Below are 23,399 nucleotides of genomic sequence, written 5' to 3' on the forward strand. Positions count from 1 at the left end.
AGATAGGTTAGAGGTGGAAGCATGGCGACATGTGGAGCTGACTAATACTAATCGATCGAGGACTTAACCTAAGAATTGATCATAATCGGATATGTTTTTCCTTGCCTTGTTATTTAGTTTTGAGTGAACAACTCAATATAGTCTGGTAACCATAGCCAAGAGGTCACACCTGTTCCCATGCCGAACACAGAAGTTAAGCTCTTGAGCGCCGATGGTAGTTGGGACTTTGTCCCTGTGAGAGTAGGACGTTGCCAGGCACCATATAAAAAGGCTGATCTATAATAGATCAGCCTTTTTGTTTATCCTGTATTTGAGGGATGATTTTACAGAAAGTTTACAAACGAGCTTCTTTCACCTTGATATAATGATAATAGTTTGAAAAATCATATAATATCAGGGGGAAAAGAAATGAAATTCAAGAAATTTATGAAATTAGGGAGCTATTCTCTTTTATCTGCTTTAGCAGTAAGTACATACCTTATTCCATTCAGCTCAACATATGTGAAAGCTGAGACAGAAAATATTAAAGTTCAGCTTTTAAGTATCAATGATCTTCATGGACAAATTGACTATTCTTCAAAGGCTGATATAAACGGAGACGGAAAAAAAGAAGAGGTTGTAGGGGGAGCGGAATACTTAGCAGCTCATATGAAGGAACATGAAGCTGATAATGAAAACACATTCTATGTACATGCAGGTGATATTATTGGAGGAAGCCCACTTGTTTCCGGCGCATTTCAAGACGAGCCAGTTGTAGAGATTATGGAAGAGATGGGTTTTGATGTTGGTACGGTTGGAAACCATGAATTTGATGAAGGAATTGAGGAGCTTCGTCGCATGGTTAAAGGAGGAGACCATCCTGAGGGGAAAGGAACAAAAGGTTATGATGGAATGAACTTTCCTGTTGTAGCAGCTAATGCGTATGATAAAAGCAATGGTAAACTTATTCTTCCACCATATGCTGTAAAAGAAGTGGACGGAGCAAAAATAGGATTCATTGGTGTTGTTACAACTGAGACTCCAGGCATGGTTATTAAAAAAGGAAACGAAAATCTTCAAATTACAGACGAAGTAGAAGCAATTAATAAGTATGCGAAAGAATTAAAAGAACAAGGAGTAAAATCAATTGTTGTGCTTGCTCATAATCCTTCAATTCAAGAGGCTAATGGAGCTGTCTCAGGACAAACAGCTGAATTTGCTAAGAAGATTGACGATGAGGTAGATATTATTTTCGCTGGTCATAATCATCAATTTACAAATGGCGTTGTAGACAATAAGCTCATTGTGCAATCTTTTGAATATGGACAAGCTTTTGGTGATGTTGATATTGAGATTGATCCATCTACAGGTGATATTGTAAAAAAGAGTGCTACAACAGAGTGGGTAACTCAAGAGGGCATAAAGCCTGATGAAAAAGTAAAATCGATCTTGGAAAAGTACAATGAAAAAGTGAAACCTGTAAAAGAAGAGGTTATTAGCAAGAGTGCTGTAGATTATCCCTCTCAACGCTATCCTGGATTTGGGCCAGTTGGAGACCATCCTGTTGGAAATATGATTGCAGATGGTATGAGAGAGACAATGGATGCTGATATTGCTCTTATGAATGGTGGAGGAGTCCGGGCTGGAATCGATAAAGGTGATATCACGTTTGGTGAACTGTACACTATTCAACCGTTTGGGAATGTCCTAAACAAGTTTACTGTAACAGGTGCAGGACTGCGAGAAATATTAGATGGTCAAATCACAAGCTATGGACTTGATTATTCTATCTCAGGTCTTCGTTATACGTATACGTATGATCATAATGCTAAGCGAGGGAAGGTAGTAGATATTTTCTTACCAAACGGCAAGAAAATCAATCCTAGTGAGAAGTATACTGTTGTTGTGAATAACTATATGTTTGGAGCAGATCAGGCTATTATAGATAATGCACTAGATCAACCTGAAACAGGTCCTGTTGATATTGATGCTACATCTGATTATGTACGCTCATTAGAAAGTCCTGTTCATTTCAAAGCAGAAGGACGTATTCAAGAAGTATCTTCTATTTTTAAAGATGTTCCTTTAAACAGTTGGTCAAATCCTTATGTTTCATATTTAGCAAATGAAGGTGTTGTAAAGGGGAAAAGTCCTGAAGTCTTTGCTCCGTTTAGTTCATTAAATCGTGCTCAGTTTGCCTCAATGCTTGTACGTGCTCTTGATTTAAAAGCAGAAGGCACTTCTCCATTTAAAGACTTAGGTAAAATGGATAAAGAAACAAAAGATGAAATTACAGCAGCTTATAAAGCAGGATTAATTAAAGGAACCAGTGATACGACATTTGAACCATGGGAACCTATTTCACGTTCTCAAATGGTTACAATGATGATGAGAGCCTATGAGGTGAAACATGGAGCACCTTATGAAGGAGGAACATCTACAAAATTTACGGATCTTAAAACATTAGATAGTGAAATGAAGAAAGCTGTAGCGGCAGCTGAAGAACTTGAATATATAGAGGGATATGGTGATAAATTTAAACCATATAATGGAGCAACACGTGAACAAATGGCTAAAGTTGTATCGCTCTTTTTATTAGATAAGTGAGAAAAAACGAGAGAAATTTTATTTCTCTCGTTTTTTCTTTATTCAATTCCGTTTATAATAAGAACCATGAAAATTCCTAAGGAGGATTTATATTGGCTAGTAAAAATAAGAAAACATTTGAAGTAAAACAAGGCGAGACAATTTCTGATTGTCTTGGTCGTATGAAAAAGGAAGGATATACTCCTGTACGTCGCTTTGAGAAACCAGTATTCACTGAGAAAGTAGTAAATGGAAAAAAAGAGTACATTCCAACAGAACGAAAAATTACTTTCGAAGGAAAGAAGCTGTAAAACACGAACAATAGATAAAAAACAATATAAAACATTCGATTTTTGATTGACATAAGGTTTGGTAAGCTGTTACTATGATTATAGAAATTTTAAGAAGCGAACTCTCGTATAATAGTGGGGATATGGCCCACAAGTTTCTACCCGACGACCGTAAATTGTCGGACTATGAGAGAAAGTATCTTACACTAGGTTATGTATTCTAAGAATGCCTAGAGTAGGTGGTGACTTTCTCTTGTCTCCAACTACTCTAGGCATTTTTATTTTCAAAAGGAGAGCTTATACATGAATGCAAAAGTAGCTGTAATTATGGGAAGTACTTCTGATTGGGAAACGATGAAGCATGCTTGTGATATTTTAGATGAACTGCATGTAGCATATGAAAAAAAAGTTGTGTCAGCACATCGTACTCCTGATTTAATGTTTCAATATGCAGAAGAAGCAAAAGGACGAGGAATTGAAGTAATTATTGCAGGCGCTGGAGGTGCAGCACATTTGCCAGGTATGGTAGCAGCTAAAACGTTACTTCCAGTTATCGGAGTTCCAGTTCGCTCTAGTCATTTGCAAGGATTGGATTCACTTCTTTCTATCGTACAAATGCCAGGTGGTGTACCTGTGGCAACCGTTGCAATTGGAAAAGCAGGGGCTACAAATGCAGGATTGTTAGCAGCCCAAATATTAGCGACTCGAGACGATCAGTTAGAAGCTCGTTTACATGAGCGCCGTGAGTCAACAAAACAAAAAGCGATGCAAAGTAGTGATGAACTTGAATAGAATTTTACCAGGACAAACAATTGGGATCATTGGTGGTGGCCAACTTGGACGAATGATGGCCATGTCAGCAAAAGAAATGGGGTATAATATAGCGGTTTTAGAACCTGCTGAGGATTCTCCATGTGGGCAAATAGCTGATATCAAGATTGTAGCAGGTTATGATGACTTTGAAGGAATTCAAAAGCTTGCTCAATGTTCAGATGTCATTACGTATGAGTTTGAAAATGTGAATGTAGAAATGGTTAAATGGCTTGAGGAACATTCTTATGTACCACAGGGAAGCCACTTACTCAAAACCACACAAAATCGTCAGTTCGAAAAAGAAGAAATTACAAAAGCAGGACTTCCAATTGCTCCTTATTACATTATTGAAAAAGCTGAGGAAATGGAAGAGGCAGTTGGAAGTATCGGATATCCGTGCGTCTTAAAAACGTGTCAAGGTGGCTATGATGGAAAAGGTCAACATCTAATTGAACGCAAAGAAGATATTGATGAAGCCATAAAGCTTTTAAATGCGGGAACTTGCGTACTAGAAAGCTGGATTGACCTTCAAAAGGAAGTGTCTGTCATTGTTCACCGCAACGAAAATGGTGATGTAACATGCTTGCCAATTGGTGAAAATATTCATAAACATCACATTTTATATCAAACAATCGTACCAGCACGTGTGAGTGAAGAAACAAAAGAAAAAGCAACCGAGATTGCTTTGAAAATCGCGAATCATTTAAAACTTGTGGGCACACTAGCTGTAGAGATGTTTATAACAAGAGACGGAGAGCTATTTGTAAATGAACTCGCTCCTCGTCCGCATAACTCTGGCCATTATTCTATGAATGCCTGTGCTGTTTCACAATTTGGTCAGCATATTCGAGCCATCTGTAACTGGCCATTAGGAGATTCTTCATTGCTAAAGCCAGCAGTAATGGCAAACCTTTTAGGAGATGAAATGAACAAGGCACTTGATAAAGTCGAACAATTTTCAGACTGCCACATTCATTTGTACGGAAAAAAGGAAGTAAAAGATGGACGAAAAATGGGACATATGACGGTTATTGCTGATAACATAGAGATGGCGCTAGAAAAAATCAACGCCTTAAAAATTTGGAGTTAAACGGAGGAACTAAAATGATTGAACGTTATACACGTGAAGAAATGGGAGCAATTTGGACAGAGGAAAATCGCTTTAAAGCATGGCTAGAAGTTGAAATCTTAGCTTGTGAAGCATGGTCAGAGCTTGGCGTTATTCCAAAGGAAGATGTAAAAAAACTGCGTGAGAATGCTTCTTTTGATATCAATCGTATTAAAGAGATTGAAGAAGAAACACGTCACGATGTTGTTGCTTTCACACGTGCAGTATCAGAAACGCTTGGTGAAGAACGTAAATGGGTACACTACGGCTTAACATCAACAGACGTTGTGGACACAGCTCTTTCTTACCTATTAAAACAAGCAAACGACATCTTAATTGGCGACCTTGAGCGTTTTGTTGACATTTTAAAAGAGAAAGCACAAGAACATAAATACACAGTAATGATGGGTCGTACACACGGTGTTCATGCTGAGCCAACAACATTCGGATTAAAGATGGCTCTTTGGCACGAAGAAATGAAGCGCAATGTTGAGCGTTTCAAACATGCAGCAGAGAACATTGCAGTTGGTAAAATGTCTGGTGCAGTTGGAACTTTCGCAAATATTGATCCATTTGTTGAGAAATTTGTGTGTGAGAAGCTTGGTTTAAAACCGGCGCCAATTTCTACACAAACACTTCAGCGTGATCGTCATGCTCACTATATGTCAGCACTTGCTCTTGTAGCAGCGTCTATTGAAAAATTTGCAGTAGAAGTACGTGGCTTACAAAAAACAGAAACTCGTGAAGTTGAAGAGTTTTTCGCAAAAGGTCAAAAAGGTTCGTCTGCAATGCCTCATAAACGTAACCCAATCGGTTCTGAAAATATGACAGGCTTAGCTCGTTTAATTCGTGGCTATATGGTAACAGCTTACGAAAACGTTGCTTTATGGCATGAGCGTGATATTTCTCACTCTTCAGCAGAACGCGTTATCTTACCAGATGCAACAATTGCTTTGAACTATATGTTAAACAGATTTGGCAATATCGTAAAAAATCTAACAGTCTTCCCAGAAAACATGCAACGTAACATGGAGAAAACATTTGGTCTTATTTTCTCTCAGCGTGTCCTTCTTACACTTATTGATACAGGCATGGTTCGTGAAGAAGCATATGACCTTGTTCAACCAAAAGCAATGCAAGCATGGGAAGAGCAAGTTCCGTTCCGCTCACTAATTGAAAGTGATGAGCGCATTACAAGTCGCTTAACAGCAGAGCAGATTGAAGAATGCTTTGACTACAAGCACCATTTGAAAAATGTAGACATGATCTTTAATCGTCTAGGACTTTAATTTCATAGAAAGAAGGCATTGCGCCTTCTTTCTAAAATAGTGCTGATACTTCAGATGAGGTGAGGAACAGATGGAAAAACAAGAATTGTTGTACGAAGGAAAAGCAAAGAAGATATATGCTACAGATCAAGAAAATATTTTATGGCTTGAATATAAAGATGATGCAACAGCATTTAACGGTGAGAAGAAGTCATCTATTGCTGGTAAAAAAGTATTGAATAATGAGATTAGTAGCTTACTATTTGAAGTGCTTCATAAAGAGAATGTGCCAACACACTTTGTTGAAAGACTTTCAAACTATGAGCAACTTGTAAAGAAAGTAAGTATTATTCCTCTAGAAGTTGTTGTTCGCAATGTTATTGCAGGAAGTCTTGCAAAACGCCTTGGCGTTGAAGAAGGCACAAAAACAGAGCAGCCAATTGTTGAACTTTACTATAAAGATGATGCACTTGGAGATCCGCTTATTACGGATGAGCATGCGCTATTCCTAAAAGCAGCAGGCTGGGATGAACTTGCTTACATTAAGTTCTTAGCACGCCGAGTAAATGAAATTCTTTTACCATACTTCCTTGAGCGTGACATTACACTTGTTGATTTTAAGTTGGAATTTGGAAAAACAGAAGATGGCACAATTATTTTAGCTGATGAAGTGTCACCAGACACATGTCGTTTCTGGGATGTTCATACAAATGAAAAGCTTGATAAAGACGTATTTCGCCGTGATCTTGGCGGTCTTACAGATGCATATGAAGAAATTTTAAAACGAATCGGGGGAAAATCACATGTATAAAGTAAAGGTATTTGTTACATTACGTGAAAGTGTTTTAGATCCACAAGGAACAGCAGTTGAGCAATCTCTTCATCATTTAGGTTACAAAGAAGCAAGCGAAGTACGTATCGGAAAATTTATCGAACTTACGGTAGAAGAAACAGAAAACGTTGAAACACGTGTGAAAGAGATGTGTGAAAAACTTTTAGCTAACACAGTTATTGAAGACTACCGTTTCGAAATTGAAGAGGTGGCAAAAGTATGAAATTTGCAGTAATTGTATTCCCAGGGTCAAACTGTGATGTTGATATGTATCATGCAATTAAAGATGAACTTGGCGAAGAAGTAGAATATGTTCGTCATACTGAAAAAGATTTAAGTCGCTTTGATGGAATCTTACTTCCTGGTGGATTCTCATACGGGGACTACTTACGATGTGGAGCAATTTCAAGATTTGCAAATGTAATGGAAGAAGTTCAAAAAGCAGCAAAAGCGGGAAAACCAGTGCTTGGTGTTTGTAATGGATTTCAAATTCTTTTAGAATCTGGTTTGCTTCCAGGTGCAATGCAGCGTAATGAAAACTTGAAGTTCATTTGTGAGCCATTAACGCTTGTTGTAGAAAACAATAAAACAATGTTTACAAATGCATATAAAGAAAAACAAGAAATTACTATTCCAGTTGCACATGGTGAAGGAAACTACTATTGCAGTGAAGAGCTTTTAGCAGAGCTTGAAGAGAATAATCAAATTGCTTTCCGTTATAAAGATAATCCAAACGGAAGTGTATCAGATATTGCTGGAATCACAAACAAGGAAGGAAATGTCCTTGGAATGATGCCACACCCAGAACGTGCTGTATCAGAGCTTTTAGGTAGCGCTGATGGATTACAACTTTTTCAATCAATTGTTCGCCAATGGAGGGAAAATCATGTCATTACTTCTTGAGCCAAGTACCGAAGAAATTAAAGCGCAAAAGATTTATCAAGAAATGGGTTTAACAGATGAGGAGTTTCAAAAAGTTGAAGAATTATTAGGTCGTTTGCCAAACTACACGGAAACAGGTCTTTTCGCTGTTATGTGGTCAGAGCATTGTAGCTATAAAAATTCTAAACCAATTCTGAAGAAATTCCCAGTAACAGGTGAGAGAGTCTTACAAGGTCCTGGAGAAGGAGCTGGAATTGTCGATATTGGCGATGATCAAGCGGTTGTATTTAAAATCGAAAGTCATAACCACCCATCAGCAATTGAGCCTTATCAAGGAGCTGCAACAGGAGTAGGTGGAATTATTCGTGACGTTTTCTCAATGGGAGCTCGTCCTGTCGCAATCTTAAACTCTTTACGCTTTGGTGAGCTGTTAAGTCCGCGCGTCCGCTACTTGTTTGAAGAAGTGGTTGCAGGGATTGCTGGATATGGTAACTGTATCGGGATTCCAACTGTTGGAGGAGAAATCGCGTTTGATCCTTGCTATGAAGGAAACCCACTTGTAAATGCAATGTGCGTTGGATTAATTGATCATAAAGATATTCAAAAAGGCGTTGCATCTGGCGTTGGAAACACAGTAATGTACGTTGGAGCGAAAACAGGTCGTGACGGTATTCACGGAGCAACGTTTGCTTCTGAAGAACTTTCTGATTCATCAGATGAGAAACGACCAGCAGTTCAAGTTGGAGATCCATTTATGGAAAAATTATTGCTTGAAGCTTGTATTGAGCTTGTTCAATGTGAAGCACTTGTTGGAATTCAAGATATGGGTGCTGCAGGTCTTACAAGTTCTTCAGCAGAAATGGCAAGTAAAGCAGGTATGGGACTTGAAATGAACCTTGACCTTGTACCGCAACGTGAAACAGGAATGACAGCATATGAAATGATGCTTTCTGAATCTCAAGAGCGCATGCTTGTTGTTGTGAAAAAAGGCCAAGAGCAAGAGATCATTGATCTTTTCACAAAGTATGGTCTTGAAGGCGTTGCAATCGGTAAAGTAACAGAAGATCAAAAACTTCGTCTTCTTCATAAAGGGGAAGTTGTAGCAGACGTACCTGTTGATGCACTTGCAGAAGATGCACCAGTATACCATAAGCCTTCTAAGAAACCTGAATATATTGAAGAATTCGAAAAAATGGAAAATTATGTTCCACGTGTAACTGATTACAAAGAAACACTTCTTTCCCTTTTAAAGCAGCCGACAGTGGCAAGCAAAGAATGGGTTTATCGTCAATATGATTATATGGTACGTACAAACACAGTTGTTGCACCTGGGTCAGATGCTGCAGTTATCCGTATTCGTGAAACAAACAAAGCCCTTGCAATGACAACAGACTGTAACTCTCGCTATCTTTATTTAAATCCTGAAGTTGGCGGTCAAATTGCTGTAGCAGAGGCTGCACGTAATATCGTTTGCTCAGGTGGAGAGCCACTTGCTATTACAGATTGCTTAAACTTCGGTAACCCAGAGAAGCCTGAAATCTTCTGGCAAATCGAAAAAGCAGCAGATGGAATGAGTGAAGCATGTCGTACACTATCAACTCCGGTTATCGGTGGGAACGTTTCATTATACAACGAGACAAATGGTGAAGCAGTTTATCCAACACCAGTTGTTGGTATGGTTGGTTTAATTCACGATCTTGAACATATTACAACACAAAGTGCGAAAAAAGCAGGAGACTTCATCTATGTGCTTGGAGAAGCAGACGTTGAATTTGGCGGAAGTGAACTTCAAAAACTTCTTGAAGGAAAAATCTTTGGAGCAGCACCTGCTTTAGACTTGGCAACAGAAAAAGAACGTCAAGGACAGCTTCTAACAGCTATTCAAAATGGTGTTGTAGCATCTGCTCATGATATTGCTGAAGGTGGATTAGCAGTAGCTGTAGCAGAAAAATTAATGAACAGTGAGAATCTTGGTGCTGAAATTACAGTTGGTGAAGGTGTAGTAGCTGAACTATTTAGTGAAACACAATCTCGCTTTGTTGTAACAGTAAGCCCTGAAAACCAAGAAGCATTCGAAAATATCGTGAATGCGAAGCAAATTGGTACTGTGACAGATAACCAACGTTTTGTTGTGAAGGATGAGCAAGGAAACGTAATTATCGATGAAACAACAGCACAATTACAAGAAGCTTGGAAAGGGGCTATCTCATGCTTGCTGAAATCAAAGGCTTAAACGAAGAATGCGGCGTGTTTGGGGTTTGGGGTCATGAAAAAGCAGCAGAGTTAACGTATTACGGGCTACACAGCTTACAGCATCGCGGTCAAGAAGGAGCGGGAATTGCAGTAAGCGACCAAGAAACAGTAAACATTCATAAAGACACAGGTCTTGTTGCTGAAGTATTTCAAAACGGTCAGCTTAAGGATTTAAAAGGAACAGCTGCAATTGGGCATGTTCGCTATGCAACAGCAGGAGGTGGAGGCTACGAGAACGTTCAGCCTCTTCACTTCCGTTCTCAAACAGGCAGCATGGCACTTGCTCATAACGGAAACTTAGTAAATGCAACAGCGCTAAAACATCAGCTTGAAAACCAAGGAAGTATCTTTCAAACAACATCAGATACAGAAGTATTAGCACATCTTATTAAAAGAAGCGGTTTTTCGACATTAAAAGATCAGCTAAAAAATGCTCTTTCAATGGTAAAAGGAGCATATGCTTTTCTTCTTTTAACAGAAGATTCTCTAATGGTTGCTCTTGATCCACACGGTCTTCGTCCGCTTTCTATTGGTCTTCTAGGTGATGCGTATGTTATTGCAAGTGAAACATGTGCTCTAGACATTGTTGGGGCAAAACATGAGCGAGATGTACAGCCTGGTGAACTTCTTGTAATCAACAATGATGGCATAACGTCAGAGCGCTTTGCTTATAACGCAAATCGTGCTATGTGCAGTATGGAATATATCTATTTCTCTCGTCCTGACAGCAACATTGATGGTATTAATGTTCACTCTGCACGTAAAAGCATGGGAAAACAGCTTGCATCAGAAGCTCCTATTGAAGCAGACGTTGTAACAGGTGTACCTGATTCAAGTATTTCAGCAGCTATCGGATATGCAGAACAGTCACAAATCCCATATGAGCTTGGTTTAATTAAGAACCGCTACGTTGGTAGAACATTTATCCAGCCTTCTCAAGAACTACGTGAGCAAGGGGTCAAAATGAAACTTTCTGCTGTTCGAAAAATTGTAGAAGGAAAACGTGTTGTCATGGTTGATGACTCAATTGTTCGTGGAACAACAAGTCGTCGTATTGTAAACATGCTTCGGGAAGCAGGCGCGACAGAAGTTCATGTTCGTATTAGTGCGCCACCAATTAAAAATCCATGTTTCTATGGAATTGATACGTCAACAACAGAAGAGCTTATGGCATCTAAACATTCAATAGAAGAAATGCGTGAAATTATCGGTGCTGACTCACTTTATTTTATAAGTGAAGAAGGTCTTGTAAATGCAATTGGTAGACCTTTTGAAAATGGTGGGCAGTGTATGGCATGTTTCACCGGTAAATATCCAACAGAAATTTATCCAGATACAGCACATCCTCACGAAAAGGTGACGTGCTAAAGAAAGAGGAGGATTTATATGTCGAACACATATAAAGAAGCAGGGGTCGATATCCATGCTGGGTACGAAGCAGTTGAACGGATGAAAAAACATGTAAAACGTACTGAGCGTCGAGAAGTAATGGGTGGCATCGGATCATTTGGAGCGATGTTTGATTTATCTCAGCTCAATTTAAAAGAACCTGTTTTAGTATCTGGAACAGACGGAGTCGGAACAAAGCTAAAGCTTGCGTTTACAATGAATTATCATGAAACAATTGGTCAAGATGCTGTTGCAATGTGTGTAAATGACATTGTTACACAAGGAGCTGAGCCTCTTTATTTCTTAGATTATATTGCGTGTGGAAAAAACGAGCCAGAAAAAATCGAAGCCATTGTAAAAGGAATTGCAGACGGCTGTGAGCAATCAGAGTGTGCCCTTATCGGAGGAGAAACAGCTGAAATGCCTGGTATGTATGATCCAGAAGAATATGATCTTGCAGGATTTGCGGTTGGAGCTGTTGAAAAATCAAAGCTTATTACAGGTGAAAACATCAAAGCTGGCAATGTTTTGATTGGAATTTCATCAAGCGGAATTCATAGCAATGGTTATTCACTTGTTCGTCACATTGTAGATGAAGCAGGTCTTGATCTTCAAACAACATATGAAGGATTCGATAAGTCTCTTGGCATGGAACTTCTAACACCAACAAAGCTTTATGTAAAAGCAGTGAAAAAAGCAGCAGAGAATGTAAACATTCTTGGTATGGCCCATGTAACAGGTGGGGGATTTGTTGAGAATATTCCACGTATGCTTCCAGCAGGATGTGGAGCTGAAATTGACTATGGTTCATGGCCGATTCCGACAATTTTTGAGTTTTTAAAGGAAAAAGGTAACTTAGATCGTCGTGAAATGTTCGAAGTATTTAATATGGGAATTGGATTTGTATTAGTTGTTGCTGAAGAAGACCTTCATAAGACAATTGAAGCAGTTGAAGGCGAGAACGAGAAAGCATACATCATCGGACGTGTTACAAACAAAGAAGGCATCGAGTTCGGTGGGGGCGCTCTTTCATGATTAATATTGCTGTGTTTGCTTCTGGAAATGGCAGCAATTTTCAAGCAATTTATGAAGCTGTAAAACATCAGCGCTTGGATGCAAACATTTCTCTTGTTGTCTGTGACCGCCCTGGAGCACAAGTAATTGCTCGAGCGGAAAAAGTAGGAATTCCCGTTTTTTCATTTTCAGCAAAAGACTACGAATCAAAATCCGCATATGAAGAAGATCTTCTTATAAAGCTTCGTGAGCATCGCGTACAGCTTGTAGTCCTTGCAGGTTATATGCGAATTGTAGGAGAGACGCTTTTAGAAGCTTTTCCTGGTGGTATCGTGAACATTCATCCTTCACTTCTTCCTTCATTCCCTGGAAAAGATGCGATTGAACAAGCCGTAGCAGCAGGGGTGAAGGTTACAGGAGTTACTGTTCACTATGTTGATGAAGGTGTTGATACAGGGCCGATTATTGCTCAACAAAGCGTTTCAATTCGTGAGGGAGAAAGCATTGAAGCCGTTACAAAACGGATTCATGAAGTTGAGCATGCTATATACCCGAAAATCTTGCAAAAGGTTATTCATCGTCATCTGTCAATTTTGAATTAATAGAAAATTAGCGTATAATTCATTATAGAAACTTCATCAGGGGGAGAAACAATGGCAAAGAAACGTGCACTTATTAGTGTGTCAGATAAAAATAACGTTGTAGAACTAGCACAAAATTTAGTAGAGCTTGATTTTGAAATTATCTCAACAGGTGGTACAAAACGTACGTTAGAAGAAAATGGCGTTGACGTTATGAGTGTATCGGATGTAACAGGGTTTCCGGAAATTTTAGACGGACGTGTAAAAACTTTAAACCCATACGTTCATGGTGGTTTGCTTGCTCGTCGTAATGATGAAAATCACATTGCTCAATTAAAAGAACATAACATTACTCCAATCGATCTTGTGGTTGTTAACTTATATCCTTTCCAAGAAACAATTGCAAAAGATAATGTAACTCTTCAAGATGCAATTGAAAATATTGATATCGGTGGACCAACAATGCTTCGTTCAGCAGCGAAAAACTATGAATCTATTTCTGTTCTTGTTGATCCTACTGACTATAGCAAAGTTGTAGAAGAGTTAAAAGAAAACGGCAACGTATCTCTTGAAACAAACGAATATCTTGCAGCAAAAGTGTTCCGTCATACAGCTTCGTATGATGCTTTGATTGCTGAATACTTAACAAAGCGTACAGGTGAAGAAGCACCGGAAAAATTAACGGTAACATTTGAGAAAGTACAAGGGTTACGATACGGAGAAAACCCTCATCAAAAAGCAGCTTTCTATAAAAAACCACTAGCATCAAATGCTTCAATTGCAACAGCAACACAGCTTCATGGAAAAGAACTTTCTTATAACAATATCAATGATGCTAACGCTGCTTTTGAAATTGTTCAAGAATTCACAGAACCGGCTGTTGTAGCTGTTAAACATATGAACCCATGTGGTGTTGGCGTTGGCGAAAACATTGAAGTAGCATATGATCGTGCTTATGAAGCTGATTCAACATCAATCTTTGGCGGTATCATTGCAGCAAACCGTCCTGTTGACGTGCACACAGCACGAAAAATGAAAGAAATTTTCCTTGAAATCATTATTGCTCCTTCATTCGATGAGGATGCATTAGAAGTGTTAAAACAGAAAAAGAATCTTCGTTTATTAACAGTTGATTTCAATGCAAATGATGCAAAAGGCGTAAAGCTTACATCTGTAAAAGGTGGTTTACTTCTTCAAGATGAAGATCTGCTTAGCCTTGATGATGTGGAAGTAAAAGTAGCTACTAAACGCGAGCCAACAGAAGATGAGTGGAAAAACTTGAAGCTTGCTTGGAAAGTTGTAAAACATGTTAAATCAAATGCTATCGTTCTAGCAAAAGATGAAATGACAGTTGGTGTTGGGGCAGGTCAAATGAATCGCGTTGGTTCTGCTAACATTGCGATTAACCAAGCTGGTGAGAAAGCAAAAGGTTCTGCGCTTGGTTCAGATGCCTTTTTCCCAATGGGAGATACGGTTGAAGCAGCAGCTAAAGCAGGAATTACTGCAATTATTCAACCAGGTGGCTCTGTACGTGATGAAGAGTCTATTCAAAAAGCAGACGAGTACGGAATTGCGATGGTCTTTACAGGCGTAAGACATTTCAAACATTAAAAAACGGAGAAACAACAGGGAGGAAAAGCTGTGAAGGTTTTAATCATTGGCCGTGGCGGTCGTGAACATGTTTTAGCATGGAAAGTTGCACAAAGTTCAAAGGTAGAAGAAGTATTTGTGGCACCAGGAAATGCTGGCATGAAAGATGTAGCAACGCTTATTTCAATTGAAGAGGGAAATCATGAGGAGCTTGCAGCATTCGCTAAGAGAGAAAATGTAGAGCTCACAATCGTAGGGCCTGAAGCACCTCTTACAGAAGGAATCGTCGATTACTTCAAAGCACAGGACCTCCTTGTTTTCGGTCCAAATCAGAAAGCGGCTCAAATTGAAGGAAGCAAACAGTTCGCAAAAGATTTAATGAAAAAGTACAGCATTCCAACAGCTGAGTATGAAGCCTTTACAACACTTCAAGGTGCAAAAGCATACGTAGAGAAGCAAGGAGCGCCAATTGTTGTAAAAGCAGACGGATTAGCAGCTGGTAAAGGGGTTACTGTTGCGATGACGCTTCAAGAAGCAAATGAAGCATTGGATTCATTATTCCAACAAGAAGGCGCAAGTGTTGTAATTGAAGAATATCTTGAGGGAGAAGAATTTTCACTATTAGCTTTTGTTAATGGGGAAAAAGTGTATCCAATGGTTATTGCTCAAGACCACAAGCGTGCGTTTGACGGTGATAAAGGTCCAAACACAGGAGGAATGGGCGCCTATTCACCTGTTCCACAAATTTCAGCTGAAATTGTAGCTGAAACGGTAAAGACAGTTATGGAGCCAACTGCAAAAGCGATGGTTGAAGAAGGGTGTGCCTTTACTGGAGTATTGTACGGTGGTCTTATGACAACAGCTTCAGGGGTGAAAGTTATTGAGTTTAATGCTCGATTTGGTGATCCTGAAGCACAAGTTGTGTTACCACGCTTAAAGACAGATATTGTAGAAGTTATTATTGCTTTATTGAAAGACGAGCCTGTTGAACTTCAGTGGTCTGAAAAAGCAGCCGTTGGTGTTGTTATTGCTTCTGAAGGATATCCAGGTTCATATGAAAAAGGACATGCACTTCCTGGGTTTCATCATCTTGGAGACAACACTGTTTTTCATGCAGGAGTGACAGAAGAGGATGGGAAGTTTCTTTCAGATGGCGGACGTGTAAGTCTTGTGATGGCTCTTGGAGAAGATATAGAGGCAGCTCAGAAATCAGTCTATGAAAGTCTTGAAAAAGAAACGTTTAACGGACTTTTCTACCGTCGAGATATTGGTCATAAGGCGTTAAGTGCTAAAAAATAACAAAAAAGCGAGAACTCTTTATGAGCTCTCGCTTTTTTGTTAAAAAGTCTTATATCTTAGTAGAAAAAGAAGGAAAAGCAGGATAATGAAGATGAATCTTCCTCATTTAGAAACTTTTTCAGAAAATTTAAGCATTTCCCTTCACATTCTCCATGTTTCGCGTTAATATTGATTCAACATTGTAAGCTCTTTCTTTTCATTCTGTGAATCTAAGTCATCATCTATATAGTTCTGCATAAGTAATGTAAGAGGACAAAAACGGGTAATACCTTCTGCTACTTTGAGGGCATCCATCATTGTCATAAAGAGATAAGAGTTATGATGTGGTCTTCGAGCTAATCGTGCTGTAGACCATGAGATTACAGTTAGACCACATGCAATACGAATTAAAGCATTTACTAAACTAATATTAGGTTTCATATACTATCATCTTTCACGTTTTTGTACAAAATTCACAATTTCTTTACGTTTCTCGCACAGAAGGTATGATACGATGAAAGTAACGATGAATTGGAGGGATTTCCATGCTGGAACAGCGCTATCGATGGAAAAACAAGCAGTTGCGGGAACACGTTGCTGTTATTGATGGAGCAAAAGCACCGACTATGTTATTAAAAAATGCAACTTATTTAAATCAAACATTTCGCAAGTGGATGAAGGCTAATATATGGATTTACGGTGACCGCATTGTATATGTTGGTGAAGCCTTACCTTCCAATTTGAAAGAAACAGAAGTTGTGAACTGTGAGGACTACTTCCTTGTTCCAGGCTATATTGAGCCACATGTTCACCCTTTTCAGTTATATAATCCCCACAGCTTTGCAAAGTATGCGGGAGAACGTGGAACAACAACACTTGTAAATGACAATATGTTACTTGCTTTACAGCTTGATAAAAAGAAAGCGTTTTCTTTACTTCGAGAGATGCGAACGATTCCATCGACGATGTACTGGTGGTGTCGATTAGATCCACAAACAGAAATTATCAATGAAGAAGTTGCTTTTTCACATGGCAATGTAAAAGCATGGCTTGAACATGATGCGGTTTTACAAGCAGGAGAGCTTACAGGCTGGCCAAAGCTTCTTGATGGAGATGACTTAATGCTTCACTGGATTCAAGAAGCTAAACGAATGAGAAAACAAGTTGAAGGACATTTTCCTGGAGCTTCCCCAAAAACACTTGCAAAGCTCATGCTGCTTGGTGCAGATAGTGATCATGAATCAATGTCAGGAAGGGACGTATACGAACGTCTTCTTCATGGCTATACGGTGACGCTTCGCTATTCTTCAATAAGACCTGATTTACCACGTATTGTTAGAGAATTAGCGGAAATGGACATTACTTGTTTTGATAAAATGATGATGACAACAGATGGATCTCCACCTGCCTTTTATGAAGATGGAGTAAGTGATAAATTAATTAAACTTGCGATTGAGAGCGGCGTCCCACTTGTTGATGCTTACAATATGGCGACTGTAAACGTTGCTCGCTTTTATAATATTGAATATCTTCACGGTAACATTATGACAGGTAGAGTAGCGAATATTAATTTCTTAAAAGCAAAAGATGAACCAACACCGGTTTCTGTTCTTGCTAAAGGAAAATGGATTTTAAGAGATGAAGAGCAAACATCAAACTTTAAAGGTATTGAATGGTCAGACTATGGATTTCAGCCTCTTTCTCTTGATTGGAATCTGACAATGGATGATTTGCAGTTTTCCATGCCGCTTGGTTTAAAACTTGAAAATGCCGTTATTATGAAGCCGTATTCGATTACGTTTGATGTATCACGTGATGAAATTTCAACAGAAAATGATGAAAGCTTTCTTATGCTTATGGATCGTGAAGGAAAATGGCGAATCAATACACTTATAAAAGGATTCTCAACTCACGTTTCCGGGTTTGCAAGCTCATTTTCAAGTACTGGAGATATTGTACTTCTTGGTAAAAATAAGCTTGATATGATTGCCGCATTTAACAGAATGAAAGAAATCGGTGGTGGAATTGTTCTTGCAGAAGATGGAGAGATCGTGACAGAGATTCCGCTTAAGCTGAATGGTCTTATGTCAGAGAAGCCTCTTAGTGCTCTACAAGAAGAGGAAAAAATGATGAGAGAAGCTTTAGTAGAGCGCGGCTACGAACACTGTGATCCTATTTATACGCTTCTTTTCTTATCATCAACACATCTTCCATACATTCGTCTTACACCAAGAGGCCTTTACGATGTGATGAATAAAAATATTCTTTTTCCGACAGTTATGAGATAATATGAGCTGATAACGTTCTATAAGTTATCAGCTTCTTTTGTACAGATTTAGTATATGAGAATATTCTACTTTAACGCAGTAGGACATTGAAGCATTTTGTGTGTATAATAATCAAAAGAGTAGCTTTACGATATATAGTAAAGAATCGATATTTAAGCTTAAAGGAGTGCTGTTACAGTGCAAATTGATAAATTAAGAGGAAAAGAGCTTGATCAGCTTTGTGAAGCTGTTCTTTCACTACAAAACATTGAAGAATGTTATCAATTTTTTGATGACCTTTGCACAATTAATGAAATTCAATCATTAGCTCAACGTCTAGAAGTAGCTAGAATGCTTCGCAAAGGGTTTACATATCATAAAATTGAAACTGAAACAGGAGCAAGTACAGCAACGATTTCACGTGTGAAGCGTTGTTTAAATTATGGAAGTGACGCTTATCAAATGGTCTTAGACCGAGTTGATAAAGAGGAAGAATAAAAAAGCTGGAGATGCAATGTCTCCAGCTTTTTTATATTAAAATTTAACTTTTTCAGCTAAGAATGATTTAAGTTCGCTAATTGGCATACGATGTTGCTCCATTGTATCACGATCACGAACTGTTACTTGTTTATCTTCTACAGAATCAAAGTCATATGTGATGCAGAATGGTGTACCAATTTCATCATGACGACGGTAACGTTTACCAATTGAACCTGCTTCATCATAGTCTACCATAAAATCTTCAGCTAGATCTGCAAACACTTCTTGTGCTTCTTTAGAAAGCTTTTTAGAAAGTGGGAAAATTGCTGCTTTATATGGTGCAAGAGCAGGATGGAAACGCATCACTGTACGGCTTGATCCATCTTCAAGTTCTTCTTCTTGGTATGCATCAACTAAGAATGCAAGTGTTACACGGTCAGCACCAAGGGATGGCTCAATGCAGTATGGGATGTAGCGTTCATTTGTTTCTTGGTCAATATATTGGAAATCTTCACCAGAATACTCTGCATGTTGTTTTAAATCATAGTCTGTACGAGAAGCAACGCCCCATAGTTCGCCCCAGCCGAATGGGAATTTATATTCAAAGTCCGTTGTTGCATTACTATAGTGTGAAAGCTCATCGTCAGAGTGATCGCGAAGACGGATGTTTTCATCTGTTAAGTTTAGAGCTTTTAGCCATGTGTGACACTGTTCTTTCCAGTAGTCAAACCATTCTAATTCTTCACCAGGTTTGCAGAAGAATTCAAGTTCCATTTGTTCAAACTCACGCGTACGGAATGTGAAGTTTCCTGGTGTAATTTCGTTACGGAAGCTTTTTCCGATTTGTGCAATTCCGAATGGAAGCTTTTTACGCATTGAACGTTGAACGTTTTTAAAGTTTACGAAAATACCTTGTGCTGTTTCAGGACGAAGGTGAATTTCGTTTGTTGATGATTCTGTTACACCTTGGTGTGTTTTGAACATTAAGTTGAACTGACGGATTTCTGTAAAGTTGCTTGAACCACAGTCAGGGCAAACGATGTTATGGTCTTTAATTAAACGTTCCATTTCAGAGAATGGAAGACCGTCTACAACCATTTCGTTTCCTTCTTCTTCAAGCTTTTGTTCGATAAGCTTATCAGCGCGATGACGAGATTTACAATCTTTACAGTCAATCATTGGGTCGTTGAAGTTGCCAAGGTGGCCTGATGCTTCCCATGTTTTTGGGTTCATTAAGATAGCAGCATCAAGTCCAACATTGTACGGAGATTGTTGAACGAATTTTTTCCACCATGCACGTTTTACGTTGTTTTTAAGCTCAACACCTAATGGACCATAATCCCAAGTGTTTGCAAGACCTCCGTAAATTTCAGATCCTTGAAAGATAAAGCCACGATGTTTACCGTGTGAAACGAGCTGATCCATAGTTACAGCCATGTTTGTTCCTCCTTATAGTTAAGGTTCAATCCATAAAAAAACTCTCGTCCCTGAGCTTATATAAGCTCAGGGACGAGAGTTTGACTCCCGCGGTTCCACCCTGATTGATGCTAATGTTAGCATCCTCTTTGGAAAGATGTACTCCAGATTGCCGTTTCTCTTACTTCATTCACTAGGCTTTCACCATTCCTAGCTCGCTTGTGGAAGAGGAAGATAAGATACTATAAATCCTTCATCGTACTTTTATATGATTGAACATTTTTTAAAATATTGTAGTGTAAAACTGTTTTTATCTTAGCACATTCATACAGGCAAAACAAGATAAGGGCATGTTCCTTTTTTATATTTTTCCACTTTCGGTAGTTTGTATTCTCTATCAAAAACGAAGGCTTTTTCTGCTATAATGATTAGATGGAAAATAGACTGGAGGAACAGAAATATGTATGATATAAATGGGTGGAAACATGTGTTTAAACTTGACCCAAATAAAGACATTTCAGATGAACATTTAGAACAGGTTTGCGAATCTGGAACAGATGCGATTATTGTAGGAGGGACGGATGGCGTGACGCTTGATAATGTCCTTCAGCTTTTAGCTCGTATTCGCCGCTATACTGTTCCATGCGCACTGGAAGTTTCCTCAATTGATTCTGTAACGCCTGGATTTGATTTTTATTTTATCCCAACAGTTTTGAACAGTTCCAATACAGATTTCATCACAGGACTTCATCATCAAGCAATGAAAGAGTTTGGCGAGATTATGGATTGGAATGAAATCTTTGTTGAAGGATATTGTATAGTAAACAGTGACTGTAAAGCGGCTCACGTAACAGAGGCAAAAACAGAATTAGACGAAGAGGATGTTATTGCGTATGCCCAAATGGCAGAACGCATGTTTCATTTACCAATCTTTTATTTAGAATATAGCGGAGTTTATAGTGACGTTTCACTCGTTAAAAATGTAAAAAACGCACTGTCTACAACAAAGCTATTTTATGGTGGCGGCATTGCTTCCTCAGAACAAGCAGCAGAGATGGCACATGCAGCTGATACAGTTGTGGTTGGCAACGTAATTTATGAAGACTTGAAAGCAGCTCTTCAAACGGTAGGTGCTGTAAAAGGTTAATTACAATAGGGCGGTGAAAGTGTGCAATACTTAAGTGAGAAATTACTAACAGGATTAAACCCTGAGCAAAAAAAAGCAGTCCAAACAACGGACGGAGCGCTTTTAATTATGGCAGGAGCGGGAAGTGGAAAGACGCGGGTTTTAACACACCGCATTGCGTATCTTATGGTTGAAAAAGAAGTAGCGCCATGGAACATTTTAGCGATTACGTTCACAAATAAAGCAGCGCGAGAGATGAAAGAGCGTATTATGAACATTTTAGGAGGATCTGGGGAAGATATCTGGATTTCAACCTTTCACTCCATGTGTGTGCGTATTTTGCGACGTGATATTGATCGCATTGGATATAACCGTAACTTTACGATTTTAGATTCAACAGATCAGCTTTCAGTGATTAAGCAAATTTTAAAAGAGAAGAACTTAGATCCAAAAAAGTTTGATCCCCGTGGGTTGCTTGGCAAAATTAGCTCAGCGAAAAATGAGCTGTTAACACCAAAACAATATGCGGCAAAAGGAGGTTCTCTTCTAGAGGAAGTAGCGGCAGAAGTTTATACAGAATACCAAAAACGTTTGCGTAAAAATCAAGCACTTGATTTTGATGATCTAATCATGATAACAATTCAGCTGTTTCAGCAAGTGCCTGAAGTGCTTGAGTTTTATCAGCGTAAGTTTCAATACATCCATGTTGATGAGTATCAAGATACAAACCATGCGCAGTATATGCTCGTTAAACTACTTGGTGAACGTTTTAAAAATGTCTGTGTTGTAGGGGATTCCGATCAGTCGATTTATCGCTGGCGCGGAGCGGACATTACAAATATTCTTTCCTTTGAGCAAGATTACCCGAGTGCTAACGTGATTTTGCTTGAGCAAAACTATCGCTCAACAAAAAACATTTTAGAAGCGGCTAACAGAGTGATTCAGCATAATACAGGGCGCAAACCGAAAAATTTATGGACAGACAATAATGAAGGCCCGAAAGTCTCTCATTATCAAGCATCAAGTGAACATGAAGAAGCCCAGTTTGTTGCTGGTAAGATCCGTGAGCTTGTTAATGAAGGAAAGCGTAAGTATAGTGATTTTGCTATTCTTTATCGTACAAATGCTCAATCTCGTGTGATGGAGGAAGTGCTGTTAAAATCTAATATTAATTACAGTATCGTTGGCGGTATTAAGTTCTACGATCGCAAAGAAATTAAAGATTTGCTTGCTTATCTCCGTTTAATTGCGAATCCTGATGATGATATTAGCTTAACGCGTATTGTAAACGTACCAAAACGTGGCGTTGGAGCAACATCTGTTGATAAAATTGCAAACTATGCTGTTTCACAAGACATCTCTATGTTTAGAGCAATTGCCGAAGTAGAGCAAATTGGGGTAAGCGCCCGCGTGCAAAAAAGTTTGTTAGAATTCCGCGAGATGATCGATCATTTAACAAATATGCAAGATTACTTATCCATTACAGAACTTGTAGAAGAAATTTTAGATCGAAGCGGCTACCGCGATATGTTGAAAACAGAGAAAACGATTGAGTCTCAAAGCCGTCTTGAAAACATTGACGAGTTTTTATCTGTTACACAAGAATTCGAAAAAGGGAGCGAAGACAAAAGTCTTGTAGCCTTTTTAACTGACTTAGCTCTTGTAGCAGACATCGATCGTCTTGATGATGAAGAAGAAGATACAAACAATCAAGTTGTACTTATGACGCTTCACTCCGCAAAAGGTCTTGAGTTTCCTGTTGTATTCTTAATTGGGATGGAAGAAGGCGTGTTCCCACATAGCCGTTCTCTTTTTGAAGATGATGAGATGGAAGAAGAGCGTCGTCTTGCATATGTTGGAATTACGAGAGCAGAAGAAGAGCTTTACTTACTGAATGCAATTATGCGTACGCTGTTTGGGAAAACAAATGTGAATCCTGCTTCACGATTCATCGGTGAAATTCCGAGTGAATTAATTGAAAGCATTGGGCAATCTAAAGAGAAAAGCCCATTCTCAAGGCCAGGGCCACGCCGTCCATCTGTAAAACGAACAGTGCTTCAGAGTACAGGTGGAGGAGATATTGATTGGAACGTCGGAGATAAAGCTTCACATAAAAAATGGGGAGTTGGAACCGTTGTAAGCGTAAAAGGCGAAGGAGATAACAAAGAGCTTGATATTGCTTTCCCAAGCCCAATAGGAATTAAGCGATTGTTAGCCAAATTTGCGCCTGTAACGAAAGAATCATAA

General features: G+C 38.9%; 20 protein-coding genes, 1 rRNA gene and 1 riboswitch. Of the genes, 19 read left to right on the forward strand and 2 right to left on the reverse strand.

What is annotated here, in order from left to right; translation table 11 throughout:
- The first annotated feature begins 141 nt into the window (after positions 1-141).
- The 15 genes from rrf to purD all read left to right on the forward strand — a co-directional run bounded on the left by rrf (position 142) and on the right by purD (position 15,884).
- Positions 142-257: ribosomal RNA gene (gene rrf, locus ACK3CR_RS24260) — 5S ribosomal RNA — on the forward strand.
- Between the two features lie 151 nt (positions 258-408).
- The gene (locus ACK3CR_RS24265) at positions 409-2,586 is read left to right on the forward strand and encodes a 5'-nucleotidase C-terminal domain-containing protein (RefSeq protein WP_488976228.1); all 2,178 of its coding nucleotides are present in this window, start codon (positions 409-411) and stop codon (positions 2,584-2,586) included.
- A gap of 92 nt (positions 2,587-2,678) precedes the next feature.
- The gene (locus tag ACK3CR_RS24270) at positions 2,679-2,876 is read left to right on the forward strand and encodes an NETI motif-containing protein (RefSeq protein WP_243515534.1); all 198 of its coding nucleotides are present in this window, start codon (positions 2,679-2,681) and stop codon (positions 2,874-2,876) included.
- A gap of 84 nt (positions 2,877-2,960) precedes the next feature.
- Positions 2,961-3,062: riboswitch (purine riboswitch) on the forward strand.
- A gap of 96 nt (positions 3,063-3,158) precedes the next feature.
- Positions 3,159-3,647, forward strand: coding sequence for a 5-(carboxyamino)imidazole ribonucleotide mutase (gene purE / locus ACK3CR_RS24275; protein WP_243515532.1), 489 nt, complete (start codon positions 3,159-3,161; stop codon positions 3,645-3,647).
- On the forward strand, positions 3,589-4,758 hold the full coding sequence (purK, locus tag ACK3CR_RS24280) for a 5-(carboxyamino)imidazole ribonucleotide synthase (protein WP_488976229.1): 1,170 nt from the start codon (positions 3,589-3,591) through the stop codon (positions 4,756-4,758). The genes purE and purK overlap by 59 nt, the downstream gene beginning before the upstream one ends.
- Positions 4,759-4,772: 14 nt before the next feature.
- The gene (purB, locus tag ACK3CR_RS24285) at positions 4,773-6,065 is read left to right on the forward strand and encodes an adenylosuccinate lyase (RefSeq protein WP_243515519.1); all 1,293 of its coding nucleotides are present in this window, start codon (positions 4,773-4,775) and stop codon (positions 6,063-6,065) included.
- Between the two features lie 70 nt (positions 6,066-6,135).
- A complete protein-coding gene (purC, locus tag ACK3CR_RS24290) occupies positions 6,136-6,855 on the forward strand; it encodes a phosphoribosylaminoimidazolesuccinocarboxamide synthase (RefSeq protein WP_111924701.1) in 720 nt (239 codons plus the stop codon).
- Positions 6,848-7,099 (forward strand): phosphoribosylformylglycinamidine synthase subunit PurS, encoded by a 252-nt coding sequence (gene purS / locus ACK3CR_RS24295; RefSeq protein WP_061803869.1) that lies wholly within the window; start codon positions 6,848-6,850, stop codon positions 7,097-7,099. The genes purC and purS overlap by 8 nt, the downstream gene beginning before the upstream one ends.
- Positions 7,096-7,779: a phosphoribosylformylglycinamidine synthase subunit PurQ gene (gene purQ, locus ACK3CR_RS24300; protein WP_243515516.1), complete on the forward strand. Its 684-nt coding sequence runs from the start codon at positions 7,096-7,098 to the stop codon at positions 7,777-7,779. The genes purS and purQ overlap by 4 nt, the downstream gene beginning before the upstream one ends.
- A complete protein-coding gene (gene purL, locus ACK3CR_RS24305) occupies positions 7,763-9,991 on the forward strand; it encodes a phosphoribosylformylglycinamidine synthase subunit PurL (protein ID WP_328123820.1) in 2,229 nt (742 codons plus the stop codon). The genes purQ and purL overlap by 17 nt, the downstream gene beginning before the upstream one ends.
- Positions 9,967-11,379 (forward strand): amidophosphoribosyltransferase, encoded by a 1,413-nt coding sequence (purF, locus tag ACK3CR_RS24310; protein WP_040060852.1) that lies wholly within the window; start codon positions 9,967-9,969, stop codon positions 11,377-11,379. The genes purL and purF overlap by 25 nt, the downstream gene beginning before the upstream one ends.
- Before the next feature lie 18 nt (positions 11,380-11,397).
- A complete protein-coding gene (gene purM, locus ACK3CR_RS24315) occupies positions 11,398-12,435 on the forward strand; it encodes a phosphoribosylformylglycinamidine cyclo-ligase (protein ID WP_111924704.1) in 1,038 nt (345 codons plus the stop codon).
- Positions 12,432-13,016, forward strand: a complete 585-nt coding sequence (gene purN, locus ACK3CR_RS24320) for a phosphoribosylglycinamide formyltransferase (RefSeq protein ID WP_488976230.1) — start codon at positions 12,432-12,434, stop codon at positions 13,014-13,016. The genes purM and purN overlap by 4 nt, the downstream gene beginning before the upstream one ends.
- Positions 13,017-13,067: 51 nt before the next feature.
- Positions 13,068-14,606, forward strand: a complete 1,539-nt coding sequence (gene purH / locus ACK3CR_RS24325; RefSeq protein ID WP_243515508.1) for a bifunctional phosphoribosylaminoimidazolecarboxamide formyltransferase/IMP cyclohydrolase — start codon at positions 13,068-13,070, stop codon at positions 14,604-14,606.
- Between the two features lie 30 nt (positions 14,607-14,636).
- The gene (gene purD / locus ACK3CR_RS24330; protein ID WP_243515505.1) at positions 14,637-15,884 is read left to right on the forward strand and encodes a phosphoribosylamine--glycine ligase; all 1,248 of its coding nucleotides are present in this window, start codon (positions 14,637-14,639) and stop codon (positions 15,882-15,884) included.
- Between the two features lie 162 nt (positions 15,885-16,046).
- On the opposite strand, the gene ACK3CR_RS24335 is transcribed toward purD, so the two are convergent.
- Positions 16,047-16,304: a YgaP family membrane protein gene (locus tag ACK3CR_RS24335; RefSeq protein ID WP_488976231.1), complete on the reverse strand. Its 258-nt coding sequence runs from the start codon at positions 16,302-16,304 to the stop codon at positions 16,047-16,049.
- A gap of 104 nt (positions 16,305-16,408) precedes the next feature.
- Between ACK3CR_RS24335 and ACK3CR_RS24340 the strand changes: the two genes are divergently transcribed.
- Positions 16,409-18,151 carry an adenine deaminase C-terminal domain-containing protein gene (locus ACK3CR_RS24340; protein ID WP_488976232.1) on the forward strand — a complete coding sequence of 581 codons (1,743 nt, stop codon included), beginning with the start codon at positions 16,409-16,411 and terminating at the stop codon, positions 18,149-18,151.
- Between the two features lie 177 nt (positions 18,152-18,328).
- Positions 18,329-18,628 carry a YerC/YecD family TrpR-related protein gene (locus ACK3CR_RS24345; RefSeq protein WP_019395164.1) on the forward strand — a complete coding sequence of 100 codons (300 nt, stop codon included), beginning with the start codon at positions 18,329-18,331 and terminating at the stop codon, positions 18,626-18,628.
- A 36-nt stretch (positions 18,629-18,664) separates the two neighbouring features.
- Here the strand turns inward: ACK3CR_RS24345 and ACK3CR_RS24350 are convergent, their stop codons facing one another.
- The gene (locus ACK3CR_RS24350) at positions 18,665-20,047 is read right to left on the reverse strand and encodes a glycine--tRNA ligase (RefSeq protein WP_488976233.1); all 1,383 of its coding nucleotides are present in this window, start codon (positions 20,045-20,047) and stop codon (positions 18,665-18,667) included.
- A 439-nt stretch (positions 20,048-20,486) separates the two neighbouring features.
- Here ACK3CR_RS24350 and pcrB point away from each other — a divergent pair, with 439 nt between their 5' ends.
- Positions 20,487-21,173: a heptaprenylglyceryl phosphate synthase gene (gene pcrB / locus ACK3CR_RS24355; RefSeq protein ID WP_488976234.1), complete on the forward strand. Its 687-nt coding sequence runs from the start codon at positions 20,487-20,489 to the stop codon at positions 21,171-21,173.
- Between the two features lie 21 nt (positions 21,174-21,194).
- Positions 21,195-23,399: a DNA helicase PcrA gene (pcrA, locus tag ACK3CR_RS24360; protein WP_243515488.1), complete on the forward strand. Its 2,205-nt coding sequence runs from the start codon at positions 21,195-21,197 to the stop codon at positions 23,397-23,399.

The organism is Priestia sp. TRM10, assembly GCF_057808375.1.